The following is a 13,552-nucleotide window of genomic DNA, read 5'->3' as shown; positions in this document are numbered from 1 at the left end:
AGTGATTGAAAAGTGTCAACGTTCGGTTAAGAATCAGATGTAAGGACACTGCGAAACACTCCGTTTCGGCAAATTGTAGCGAGCATGACAAGGAACGTGTTGTGGTTGTAAACAAACGACTCCTGATCGTAGAGGATGACCCGGGCCTGCAAAGCCAGATGCGCTGGTGTTTCAGCGATGATCTGGAAGTTGCCGTCGCTTCGGACCGCGAATCAGCCCTCACAGCGCTTCGGCGACTCGAACCGGAAGTCGTGACACTGGATCTGGGCCTGCCGCCCGATCCGGGTGGAGCCACGGAGGGGTTTCATCTGCTCGAGGAAATCCTCCGCCTTTCCCCTCTGACCAAGGTCATCGTCGTGACCGGCCGTGAAGACAAGGAGAACGCCGTCCGGGCCATAGGCATGGGCGCTTCGGACTTTTACCAGAAACCACTGGATGCCGATATTCTTGCCTTTGTGGTCAATCGTGCCTTCCGTTTAACGGAACTCGAACGGGAGAACCGCGACCTTTCCAAACACAAGAACGGCACCAGCATAAAAGGCATCGTCGCCGCCAGCCCGCAGATGATGACCATCTGCAGGACGCTGGAAAAAATCGCACCCACCGATGTCACTACCCTGATTACTGGCGAAACCGGCACCGGCAAGGAACTTCTTGCCCTTGGACTCCATGATCTCAGCCATAGAGCGGACAAGCCTTTTGCAGCAATCAACTGTGCCGCCATTCCCGAGAACTTGCTGGAAAGCGAGTTATTCGGTTTCGAGAAAGGCTCCTTCACCGGCGCCACACAGAGCAAGAAAGGCAAGATCGAGAGTGCAAACGGCGGCACTCTTTTTCTGGACGAGATTGGCGATATGCCGATGGCGCTGCAGGCCAAACTGCTGCGGTTTCTTCAGGAGCGTGTTATCGACAGGGTTGGATCGGTCAAGCCCATCCCGGTGGATGTACGCGTGGTGTGCGCCACCCACCGTGATGTTCGCCAGCTGATCGAAGGCGGTGATTTCCGGGAGGATCTCTACTACCGCATAAGTGAAATCACTATCGACATCCCACCACTCCGGGAAAGGGATGGAGACGCCCTCGTCATTGCCCAATCGCTCCTGAAGTCCCTGGGCAAACAGATGGACCGGCCAAACCTGACCTTCACCGAGGATGCAGTGAACGCCATCACCGCCTATTCCTGGCCCGGTAACGTTCGGGAGATGATCAACAAGGTCAAACGGGCAACGATCATGGCCGATGGCAAACGGGTAACGGCTGTGGATCTTGACCTGCCCGCAGAGCAAACTCCTTCAGACACTCAGCTGAACCTCCGGCAGGTTCGGGAGAACGCCGAGCGGCGGGCAATCACCCAGGCACTCAGATCCTGCAATTTCAACATGGCTCAGGCCTCTCGCCTGCTCGGAATCACTCGCCCGACGCTCTACAACCTGACCGACAAGTACAGGATCGAGACATCCGAGTTCGCCGACAATGCCTGAGCCAGATCAATAATAAAATCCGGAACATGCGAAGGAAGTCAGACATGAAACTAGCAGAGGTTTTGCGGGTAACGTTACTCTCAACCGCAATCGTTCTGGGCATCGCGGGATGCGGCAGCGACACGGAGATGACCCAGGAAGAACTGCAATACATCAGCCACCTTGACCAGGCCCGCTTCTTCCAGAAACAGGGAGAACTCAAGGCGAGTACCCTCGAAGCGCGAAGCGCCATCGAGCTTCAACCGCAGCGATCCGAACCCTATCTGTTGATTATCAACAACCTGCTAATCGCCGGCGATGCAGTCAACGCCGAGCGACAACTGGATGAACTTCTGGAGCGCATCCCCGATCAGTCGCTCAACAGCACAGAACGTAACCGCGCCCACCTCATCCGGGCCGAAGCCCTTTTAATGAAAGGCAGACACGAGCAGGCACTCGCCACATTGGAGCAGCTCGACTCGCCGGGTAGTGAAGAGCAGCTTGAGGCCGACCTGCTGAAGGGCCGCATCCTGATTGATTCCGGGCAACTCGAGCAGGCCGGCGAGGTATATCGGCAGGCCCGTGACACCAACGGCAACGCCATCATGCCGGTTATTGGCCTCGCCCGGGTTGCCTGGTTGTCCGGCGACCCCGAACAGGCAAACGAACTGCTGGATACCGCCAGCCAGATTGACGAGAGCCACCCGGAACTCTGGCTGCTGAAAGCCAGGATAGCCGAAGCTAACGAACAATGGGGCGAGGCGGAAACCGCCTATATTCGCGCCCTGGAGGACATCGGCCAGTACGACGTAATGACCTACCGGAAATACGAGACCATCTCTGCTCTGATCAATGTCCTGCGGGCGCAAGGCAAAGCCAAAGAAGCCTTTGTCTACGAGGAGATTCTCGCAAAGTCCGCACCGGGAACCATCAAGGCCAACCTGACCGCGGCACAGGCAGCCCTGCAGGAGAATGACCTGGAATCCGCCGCGGGTTATCTCGAAGAGATCCTGGCGCAGGCGCCGGAACATCAGCAAGGCGCCCTGTTACTGGGCTTGATTCGCCTCAGACAGGGGCGCGTCGAAGAAGCCGAGAGCCTGCTGGCGCCCATCGCAGAAACCGGCGAATTGGAAGCGGCAAGCAAACTGCTCGCCGCCACCCGGTTGAGCCTGAATGACATCGAAGGTGCCAGGGAAGCGATTGCCGATCTGGAAGGAAATGAGAGTGATCCGTCCGTCATGGCACTGGTGGGAATCACGGCCCTCGCCAGCGGGGATTCGGAAACCGGTGAGCGGATTATCGAGTCGGCTCTCGCCAATAAGCCTGACTATCACACTCTCAGGCTGCGTTATGCCCGCTACCTCGTGCAGGCCGGCCGGACTGAAGACGCCCTGGAGCACATCCGGATGCTCACCGACGTACCGGCGCTCCGGGACGATGCCTGGCAACTGATGGTGCAGGCCTACGCATCCAACGGTCAGCTAGACCAGGCGGTGGCAGCGTCGGAGCAATGGATCGAGAAGCAGCCCGAAAACAGCCGGGCCTTGCTGGTTCGCGGCGAACTGGCGCTGCAAAACGAAGAGCCCGACGCGGCGGAACGCTACTTTGAACAGGCCCGAGAGACTGCGCCCGAAACGGCCGCGCCCCTTGTCGCTCTGGCCCGGCTATCCCTTTACCGGGAAAACAGGGACGCTGCCATTGCCCATTACCGGGAAGCCCTGGCGACCGAACCGAACACCACCGAGGCGATCAGGGGCCTCTCGGAACTGCTGACGCCCGAAGAGCTTGCAGCGGATATGGAAGAGATTCTTGCCGGGCAGCCGGACGCCATCGCACCGAGAATGGTGCTGCTTGAGCAGGCCTTGTTGGCCGAAAACCACACCAGGGCCGATGAACTGACGGCTATCCTCCTGGAACGCACTGCCGAGAACCAGCCCGCCGAAGCGGAACCCCTGGTGGCAAAGCTCTACTACGACACGGCCGCGCGCAAGATGGCAGAAGACAACACAGCGGAAGCTCAACGACTGCTGGATCGCGGCCGTGCTCTCTTCCCCGATCAACTCGACATAGCCGTTGCCTCCGCCAGCCTTGCGTTCCGACAGGGGCGGCCGGAACAAGCGCGCAGGATCGTCGAGGAAACCCGCCTGGCACATCCCGAGTCCGACCGCCCATTAGTTGTCGAAGCGGAATACCTTGCCAATGAGGGAAATCACAAGGCGGCTGCCCGCATGTATCAGCTGGCGCTGGAAAAGCAGAGCCGTGTGGTTACAGAACTGGCCCACGCCAGGGAACTGAATCGAGCCGGCGATCCGGAAGCGGCCATCGCTGCTCTCGAACAGGCAATGCAAACCTGGCCCAACGATCCACGCCTGCCCCTGACCCTCGCTCTTTTTGCGCAAAATCAGACGCAGCCGGACAAGGCAAAACAGGCGTACAAGAGGGCCCTCGAGCTGGACAGTGACAACATTCTGGCCCTGAACAACCTGGCCTGGCTCTACTTCGAGTCGGATCATCCGGATGCACTGCAACTGGCCGAGCGTGCCTATAAACTCGCACCGCAATCCGGCTCTGTGGCGGATACCTATGGCTGGATCCTGTTCAACAAGGGATTCCACGAGGATAGCCTTCCGATTCTCGAGAAAGCCTATGAGCTTGAACCGGGAGAACAGATCGCGTTGCATCTGGCGGAAGCCTACAAGGCCACAGGGCAACAAGAGAAGGCGGACGCCCTGCTGGAGAAACTGTAAGCAGCCAGCGATATAAGCTTCAGGCGCAAAGAGCAAAACGATCCAAGGGCATGCTGGCGCCCTACCCGGCGAGAACCATACTTAACAGATCTTTTCATTAACCAGGAAGGTGGATGACTGTGTCTGTGGGCAAGGTTCTTGGGCTGGGATGCACCATAGCGTTCGTGACGGGCTGCCAGAGTTGGCAGTACCGTGACATAGAGTCTCTTCCTCCTACTGCCGCAGTTCCGGAGACCAGTGAGCCCGGAAAGGTGGAGGTCCGGTACTTTGACAACCTGGATGGCACCAAAATTGAGACGATGACTTCGTCCACCAAATTCCCGGATAATCCGGATGAGGTCTCAGAGCTATCCAGTCTGGAAGATCCTGCGAATAGAGCGGATTATTATGGATCCTATGTAAGGGGTTTCATAAGCCCGCCAGCCTCGGGAGAGTACCGATTCTTCCTGAGTGGAAACGATGAGGCCGAGCTCTGGCTCAGCACCTCAGACTCTCCAGACAACATTGAATTGATCTCATTGGTTCCTGGCTGGACCAATATCAACGAATTTACCAAGTACTCCTCACAAACCTCCCGCTATATCACCCTCGACTCCGATCAGCGTTACTATTTCGAAGTTTTGCAGAAAGAGGGCTACGGCAGCGATCACTTTGCGGTTGCCTGGGAAGGGCCAGAGATCTCACAACAAGTGGTGGGCAGTTCCTATATTTACAGCTGGGCACAGCCAGAAACAGATACAGGCCAGACTACCCAGGAGGCTTACAATCTCGGTTATCGAGTCGGGTTCCTCGACGGCTCGGAGGGCCTGGCCTTCGAGCCATCATACCCACCACTGGATGAGGATCAGGACGGCCTCTACGACAACTGGGAGATCGTACACGGACTCGATCCGAATAATGCTTCGGACGCCACCAGCGACCCGGACCAGGATCTCCTGTCCGCCGCGGATGAGTTCCTAATTGGCACAGCAGAAGGAAATCCGGATTCCGACAACGACGGCATTCCGGATGGCGCGGAGTACGCCTATGGGCTTGATCCTCTCGATTCGAACGACGCCTCCGGGGACCTCGACAATGATGGGTATACCAACCTCGAAGAACATGTTGCGGGAACGGACCTTAATGATCCAGAGGACAGCCCTGCTCCGGAACCGGAGCCGGAACCCGAACCAGCACCAGAGACCGGTGAAATCGCCTACGTGACCGGTTTCACAGGGCAATACTTTTCCGGCACCAACTTTGAACGCCTGCTCGCGGTGCAAGTCGATGAAACCGTCGATTTCAACTGGGGCAACGGTGCTCCAATCCCGGAAAGCCCCAGTGATAACTTCTCCGTCCGCTGGAGCGGTATTTTTACGGCACCTCACTCAAGTGGAACGAATGATTATGAGTTCTCGGTCCGTACCAATGATGGCGTCCGCCTCTATGCGAATGGAGAACTTGTAATCAACGACTGGACTTCCCATGCTCCCACAACCTTTACCTATAACCAGTCATTGAACGCTGGCGAGGAGCTGCTGCTCACCATCGAGTACTATGAAGGCACGGGCACCGCCGTGGCGCAGTACAGTGCTCGAAATCTCAGTACCAATTCCAACATCGATACCGCCAGCACTGTGGTCTCGCCGGATATGACCCAAATGGCCAGCGTCGATTCCGATAGCGATGGCATCCCGGACACCTGGGAACTTCAGTATGGCCTGAATGCCTGGGTGCCTGATGCCGAAGGCGTGAACAACGATTCGGGCATTACCAATCTCGAAGCTTACGAGAGCGGGCTTGATCCGTACACACTGACCAGTGTCTCGGACGACTCATCACAGACCACCGCACCCGAAACCAGTGAGCCGGCGCCAACGGAAACCGAAGGCACCGTCACCCTGACATGGACAGCACCCTCTACACGCATGGACGGATCCTCTATCGACCTCTCGGAGATCGACTACTATGTCATCAATTACGGGCAGGACGTGGCCAACCTGAGCCAGAGCGTCAACGTGGATGGTGCGGAGGATGATTACACGTTTACCGACCTGGCGTCAGGAACCTGGTACTTCACGATTCGGGTGGTGGATACCAATGGACTGAGCAGTGCCCCCTCTGAGCCGGTTTCCGCTGAGGTGCCGTGATTGAAGCGAAAGAATTGCCTTTTATCAGTTGGTCCCGGCGGCCCCGAACCGCTCATCCAGGCGGCTCTCGACCCGCTCGCGGACGAGGGGGGCCAGCCGTTCCAGGCTGGCCTTTCCATCGCAGGCGTCGCACCGGACGCCAATCACCAGCAACGATGCATCAGAACGGTTATTGAAAATTCCGGGTAACTGGGCAAGCTTGGCCCTCAGCTCATCGGCCTGCCAGAAACTCTCCACATAGTAGCCATAAGCAAGATAGACCCGGGATTCGCTTTGCCTGTACTTCAGTGCAAGGCCGTTCAAGGTTGTATCCCCTCCGGCCGGAACTGCGAAGGTCTGCTGCGGAATCAGCATATCGGCATCATAAAGGCGATTTGCATACTGGACGACTTCGCTGCCCGGGCGTTGCTGGTTATAGGTGAAGAGACCGACATAGTATTCAGGCTGAGCCTGACCTGACTGCAATTCGTCCCTCTCAACAAACACTCCGGACGATTCCAGATCCGGCTGCTGAATCGCCGGCTGCCATCCACCGAGGGAACCCTGGAACAAAGGTAACCATTGTTCCGACGGAAGAAGCTCGAAGCCATGTCTGCCTGAGCCCTGATAATCCCCCGCTGCCTTAGAAGATTCGACCGCCCATGCAAGGGTTACGAAAGCCAACGCCGGAACCAGTGACATCCAGGCTTTCAGTCCGCCACTGCTCTCGGTAGCAGCCGTGCCAGCGGACTTCTCGGCAGTAGGCACGTGCCTGTGCTCCAGGTACCTTGCCAACACAAACAACGGGACGAGTGTTCCGGCAAAGACCCACCAGCCAAAATAGTCATGCTCCCAGATCAGCGAGGACGTCATGTTGGATTCATAGCCAACATAAATAATTACGAACACCCTGATCCAGTTCGCAACCATCGCCAGTAGCGCAGCTGCAATGAGGAGGATCACTCGCTCTGTCAGGCGATGATAGCTGAGTTCCGCGTAGATGGTGGCAATCGTCAGGCCAACCAGGAGATAACGCAGGCCGGAACAGCCATGGGCGATCTCAAAGGCCCCCACACCCGGGAAGTAAACAAACACGCCTTCAACGGTGAAATTGATGCCAAGTGCTGACAGCAGCAATTGGTTTACCGCGACAGTGATCAGTTGCAGTGGCCAGGACAGGTAATCCCATACCGGAATAGCGAAAATAAACAGACCAACCGGGAGGAAGAACGCAGACGCCTGTCTCCAGCCCCAAATCAACAACAGCAAACCAAGGAACAAAGGGACCATGGCTATCTGTTGGAACGCCTCCACGAGAAGGATACTGCCGGCAAGATAAACAGCGGCTGCCAGGGCAAGAGGAAATAACCAGGCCGGATAAAACCCGTTGACCGGACGAACAATCCACCATTTGCGCACGGAGAGCGCTACGCACACGATCAGAACGAGGAAGCCGTGGGAGTATGATTCATCGAACTTCTGCCAGCGGCTGAACAGCACCTGGAGAGATGGCCAGACAGCAACCCCGGTTCCAGCCAGAAGTATAATTGGCAATAGCCATGGGGAATGCGTTTGAAGTGTGGAACGGTCCATGTCCGGAATATCTACCTCGAGTCCTTGATACGGTACAGCAGTTTGAAGAACGGACTACGCACCAGCATCAGCGATACCAGGGGTGTTCGATCGGTTGCGAGTTTCGCCTTATAGTCTTCATTCTTTCCTCCACCCGCCAACAGATCAAAGGCTCCAACATCGCGATTTTCGAACGCCGCTTCGATACTGTATCCCAGGTGCAGGGTACCCAAGGCCAGTTTTTTATGGAAACCCTCCATAAACCCGGCCTGCAGGTTATATGCCACATTTCCATACAGGACATTGTAGAGCACAGAAACCGGTTTGCCCGAAACGCAAAGCACCGACAGATCCGGCCTACCACCCTCGTGCTCAATATTTTTCAAAAACTCCTGATGAAACGACAGACTGGTCTCGTTGAAACAAGGATGACCCCAGCGTTCGCGATGGAATTCATTCAGCCACTCAAAAAATGAGACAGGTTTCTCCGGCCACCAGTTCTCGATGGTCACGCTACCAAGCTGCTCCAGGACCGAACGACGGTTGAACAGCCTTAAACGTGTACCACGACCCAGGCCCGCCAGGTAATCGCTGAAAAGGCCTTTTGCACGAATGGAGTAGGCAACATCTTCACCAATTCGTCGAACCAGGCACCGGTGTTGGCCAGCCAAATCCAGAAGAGTTCGGACACCCGGTGAGTCCTCTGCCATGTCAGAGAGCACCGCCTCACTCCATCCCACAGAAAAGATCTCACCGGGACTGGCAGCAGGAAGGCGGTTGTACTCAGTACGGGGCGTGGAGAGCCGGCGATAATTCGTGCCGATGAACTGCAGACAGGTTACCGGCAAAACGGCCTTGTACCTGTAGTGGTCCAGATAAAGCCCCGAGCAATCCCGACCTTCACTCACGAGCTCAAAACCCGGGGTCGAACCCCAGTGCTTCCACCAGGCGTCCTGCCAGGCTCTGGTCAGAAAGAGATTCATGTTTGCGTCGTCCTTGAGTGAAGCGCTGACAAAGCGCCTGTCGATAAACCTTACAAGGCGCTGGCACAGGCAGATTACGCCTGAGCATATCACATTGTATTGAGGCCTGAAGTGCGCGGCTGGCAGGGAAAATGCTCCGGTACTGCCGGAGAAAAAAGGAATTACCGAGAGTCTTGAGGGAGGCACCAGGCATGCGTGATTTCCGGCTTTGTCATACCCTGCGTTTCATTCTGGCAGCGTGTTTGTTTTTGACTGCATTCGCCGCTCAGGCAGCACCAGGTTTGTTAGTGAGTACATCCCCGGAGCGAACTGCTCCCATTGCACTCAGCGGTGCCCAACTCAATGATCTGGTGTACATTTTTGTGGCACCGGAAACGGGGATCAAACAGGTCGACTTTTACCTTGATGATCCTCCCCCTGCCCCACCACGAGTGACGGAGAGGCTTGCGCCGTTTGATTTCAACCGGACAGCGGCCGATCTCACGGCAATAGCTTTTGACACCAACTCCATTCCAGATGGCCAACACAGTGTTTACGCGCGGACTACGTACAGCGATGGAACCAGTGAGCTGCTGTCAGCAACTTTTACAGTTAATAACTCGGCACCTGCGTTCTCATTCAGTGAAACCGACCTGTCGTTTTCAATGGAGACCGGGGGCAACTCCCAGACACAACAAGTGACGCTGTCCTCTTCAACTGCGGGCGGTGAGACATTCTTTATATCAGATGACGCCAACTGGCTAACGGTACAACCAACTACCGGAACCGTACCAGAATCCATCAGCATCACGGCAGACCCGAGCAACCTGGCTGCCGGCCAGTACTCGGCGACGGTGGAAGCAACCGGCGATGGCGTTACAACCGCTTATCTGGGCGTGCAAATGACCGTTGTAGATCCAACGAATAGCGCCTACTCGCTCATGGTCAGCACCGCCTCCGACCGTTCCTCGGCCAGTGGTCTGAATGGTTCGACGGTCACCGGAAATATCTACGTGTTCGTGCCTGCACAAAGCGGCATGTCTCAGGTGAAGTTCTATATCGACAACCCCCAGAAAGCCGGCTCCCCGAGCCAGACTGAGAGTGTTGCGCCTTACGACATGGCTGGCACAGCACGAGACGATACGGCCTATCCCTTCGATACCAATGTGCTGGCTGACGGCAGTCACACCGTAACCGCAGTGGTAAAAGAGGCGGATGGTGATCTTCACGAAGTGACTGAATTTTTCACTGTTGCCAACGACATGGCAGCACTCGCCTTTGATCCCGCAACTCTTTCCGGTTCGCGGCACGTAGACAACCCCGAGCCACTCACAGCCACGGTTGATCTCAGCTCTTCTGATAACTCAGGAGCCACCTTCTCGCTTGAATCAAATGCTCCCTGGCTGACCGCAACCGGAAACTCGGGAACTACTCCAGCCACTATAACCGTTACCGCCGATCCTGCAGGACTAACGGAGGGCACCTACAAAGGTAAAGTGACGGCCAGCGCATCAGGCTATACATCCGCAGAGCTGACCTACACTCTGACAATCACTGCCGGATCAGAGGGGATTCTTGCCAGCCCAACCTCGATGACGTTCAACGGGGAGCCAGATACCACAATTGCGAGCCAGACGTTGGATGTATCTCACAGCGCCGGTGACAGCGTCGACTTTACAGCCAGCACCAGTATGCCCTGGTTGTCGGTTCTGCCCACGACTGGAACCACCCCCGAGAGCCTTACCGTAGAGGTGGACAGTTCCGGGCTTGCCAGTGGCAGTTATGACGCCATCATTACCCTGACGCCTGACAGTGGGTCCGCCATCGATGTCCCTGTGACAATGGTTCTTGCGAGCGACGACAAATGCGCGCCGGTACCCTGCAGTGACGTGCGGGTGGACCTGCCCTATCAGCTGACATTTACCGAAGGGCAAGGCTATTACCCGGACCGCAATGGTTGGGGAACGGGCTTTACCTGGATCGATGAACCGGCCAGTGGCTCCGGGTATATCGTTGACAACCTGGATATGAACTTCCTGGAGGGGGTGCTCCGATATACCACAACCTCCGGCATTTCATTCAAAGGCAACAACTCCCAGGACAATGCACTTGGCGTTGGTTTCGCTGCGCCAAACCAGATTACCCAGATTTCTACCCAAATTCTGGACCTGCCGGCAGGCACCGGAAACTATGAGCAGGCCGGTCTATGGTTTGGCTTAGATCAGGACAACTACATCAAGCTCGTTGCCATATCCACGCCAAGCGGTGAACAACTCCATTATCTGATGGAGCTCGCGGGCGTGGTGGAGGTCGAGAAGAACCTGTCCGTTCCGGGCCTGATTGGCGCAGATATCACCTTTTCGATGATCGTCGACCCCTATAAACGGACGGTAGATCTGAAATACCAGATTGAAGGAAGCGCCACCACACATGCGGCCACGCTAACTCCTCCTGATGAATTCTTCAGTTTCGATGCCGCTGGCATTGATCCGGAGATCGGGACCCGCAGTTTCACCGGGATCTTCGCAACCCATCGATATGCGTCAAGCCCGGTTACTTACCTGTTTGATGAGTTTACCTTGCAGGCCAGCGATGGTGCTCTTGCTCCGCAGAGTGCGGTCGATTTCATCAGTAGCAACTACGAAATCAGTTACCCGACCTCGATGGTCTGGGGCCCTGATGACCGCCTGTATGTGACCGAACTGTTCGGCACGATTCATGCCCTGACATTCGATGAGAATATGAATGTCATCGACGACCAGATAATCAATTCGCTGGTGAACGATATCGGTCCACGGCTCACGTTGGGTATTACCGTCTCCCCCGATGCGACCGCAAGCAATGTCGACCTGTGGGTGGCTCATTCAAGCCCATCCATTGATAATGGCGAAGCCAATTCCGGGATAGTCACACGGCTCAGCGGAACCAACTTTGCTAACGTTGAGCACCGCATCACCGGCCTACCGCGAGCCATTGCTAATCACTCCATCAACTCACTGCATTTTGGTCCCGATAATCGGCTGTACATTGCAGTTGGTGGCAATACCGGTGCTGGCGCACCAAACGACTCCGCCTCAGAGTTTGGTGAACGTGCAGAGCAGCCACTAAGTGCTGCTATTGTGGTTGCCGATGTCTTCTCGGCCTCGTTTGACGGCACCTGTGCCAACACCTCAGACATGTATGGTCCACCGCCCTGTGATGTTGTGCCGTACGCAACCGGCCTGAGGAACAGCTACGACTTCGTATTCCATAGCAACGGCAATGTGTATGCCACAGATAACGGCCTGGGCGTCACCGGCACCTACCCGCCCCAACCCGAGCCCGTGTGCACAGGTTTGGGTAATACTGCAAGTTATCTGGATGGCGGCAATAACCCCGGAACGCAGCCTGACTTGTTGTTGTTGATTCAGGAAGGCAAGTACTATGGTCATCCGAACCCTTACCGCGATGAGTGTGTATTCAAGGATGGCAGTTACCAGGAAGTAGCCCCGTTGCCCAATTATGAGCCGCCCCTGTTCAATCTCGGCGAGCATAAATCTTCCAACGCCATTATCGAGTACAGTGGCGGCGAGGGTTGTGTTGGTGAATATCTCAATGGAAACTTGTTGATCACCAACTACTCCGTCGGTGACGATATTTATCTGGTCACTCTGGACGAGACCGGAAATACGGCTCTCGAGGGTAAACCGCTTGTCACAGGCCTGAATGATCCATTACCGATGACAAAGAGCCCCGCAGGTTCGCTCTTTGTAGGGCAGTTCGGCGGTAGCAAACTCACCGCTTTACGCCCGATCAGCCTGGGTTGCTGGGCGTCGAAAGCTCCTGCGCCGATCGCGGTTCTGGACGCTTCCGGTGCCGAAGTTGACGGCAAGATGTACGCAGTGGGCGGAAAGAACAGCAGTGGGCACCTGAACACCCTGTTCATCTATGATCCGGTGAGCGATAGCTGGAGCCAGGGTGCCAACCTGCCCGGTGAAGCAGTCGAGAACCCCGCCGCAGTGTCGCTGAATGGCAAGCTTTATGTCTTCGGTGGCTCTACCGGACCCTTCTCCGGCGCCGTCAATAATGCCGCCGTCTACAACCCCTCCACGAACAGCTGGACCGTGTTGGCCGACATGCCCACTGCCCGGGGTGGCGTGACTGCACAGGCACTGAATGGCCTCATCTACGTCATAGGTGGCATGAGTGATCAAGGCGCATCGCTGAACGAGGTTGAAGTCTACAATCCGTCAACCAACTCCTGGCAGACAGCACCCTCGCTGACTTATGTACGGGACAATTCGGGCTCTGCAGTCCTCGACGGCAAGATCTACGTCTTTGGCGGGCGCCATCGGGAAGCCACCGGCAACACGGTTGAAGGTGCCATTAGGACCGTGGAAATGTTCGCGCCAGCCAACAATTCCTGGTTGGAAATGACACCAATGCCAACCGGCCGCAGGGCCATGAGTGTCGGGAGCATCAATGGCAAGGCCCAAATTGCGGGCGGGGAGTTCAATGAGAATACAACCTCAGGCGTATTCGAGCAGAATGAAGAATACGACCCGGCCACCAATACCTGGCGCTCATTGACCAAGGTGCCGACACCGAAGCATGGCGCCGCCGCTGCCACCATTGATGGAGCCCTTTACATCATGGGAGGCGGGATCACCTCCGGCTCCTCCTACACCAGCTCCATGGAAGCGATGAAGTATTAGTGAACTTGA

6 protein-coding genes and 1 pseudogene are annotated in these 13,552 nt (G+C 56.3%); 5 read left to right on the top strand and 2 right to left on the bottom strand.

Annotated features, from left to right (window positions below):
- Positions 1-101: 101 nt before the first annotated feature.
- The 4 genes and pseudogenes from prsR (at position 102) to DET50_RS15725 (ending at position 6,336) form a co-directional block, all read left to right on the top strand.
- Positions 102-1,481: a PEP-CTERM-box response regulator transcription factor gene (prsR, locus tag DET50_RS15735; RefSeq protein WP_258546146.1), complete on the top strand. Its 1,380-nt coding sequence runs from the start codon at positions 102-104 to the stop codon at positions 1,479-1,481.
- A gap of 26 nt (positions 1,482-1,507) precedes the next feature.
- Positions 1,508-3,700, top strand: a pseudogene (locus DET50_RS15730) (tetratricopeptide repeat protein); the annotation flags it as partial.
- A gap of 102 nt (positions 3,701-3,802) precedes the next feature.
- Entirely contained in the window at positions 3,803-4,207 is a 405-nt protein-coding gene (locus DET50_RS19800; RefSeq protein WP_404932752.1) for a tetratricopeptide repeat protein, read from the top strand.
- Positions 4,208-4,320: 113 nt separating this feature from the next.
- Positions 4,321-6,336 carry a PA14 domain-containing protein gene (locus DET50_RS15725; RefSeq protein ID WP_220150160.1) on the top strand — a complete coding sequence of 672 codons (2,016 nt, stop codon included), beginning with the start codon at positions 4,321-4,323 and terminating at the stop codon, positions 6,334-6,336.
- Between the two features lie 24 nt (positions 6,337-6,360).
- On the opposite strand, the gene xrt is transcribed toward DET50_RS15725, so the two are convergent.
- Together xrt and DET50_RS15715 are read right to left on the bottom strand one after the other, a co-directional pair.
- Complete coding sequence (gene xrt / locus DET50_RS15720) at positions 6,361-7,908, bottom strand: exosortase (protein WP_113863702.1); 1,548 nt, start codon at positions 7,906-7,908, stop codon at positions 6,361-6,363.
- Between the two features lie 11 nt (positions 7,909-7,919).
- On the bottom strand, positions 7,920-8,870 hold the full coding sequence (locus DET50_RS15715) for a GNAT family N-acetyltransferase (RefSeq protein ID WP_113863701.1): 951 nt from the start codon (positions 8,868-8,870) through the stop codon (positions 7,920-7,922).
- A gap of 191 nt (positions 8,871-9,061) precedes the next feature.
- Here DET50_RS15715 and DET50_RS15710 point away from each other — a divergent pair, with 191 nt between their 5' ends.
- Positions 9,062-13,543, top strand: a complete 4,482-nt coding sequence (locus DET50_RS15710) for a Kelch repeat-containing protein (protein ID WP_181800000.1) — start codon at positions 9,062-9,064, stop codon at positions 13,541-13,543.
- The last annotated feature ends 9 nt before the right edge of the window (positions 13,544-13,552 follow it).

It is taken from the genome of Marinobacter pelagius, from assembly GCF_003315345.1.
Classification (GTDB): Bacteria; Pseudomonadota; Gammaproteobacteria; order Pseudomonadales; family Oleiphilaceae; genus Marinobacter; species Marinobacter pelagius_A.
This window is presented reverse-complemented; position numbering and strand designations above follow the sequence as displayed.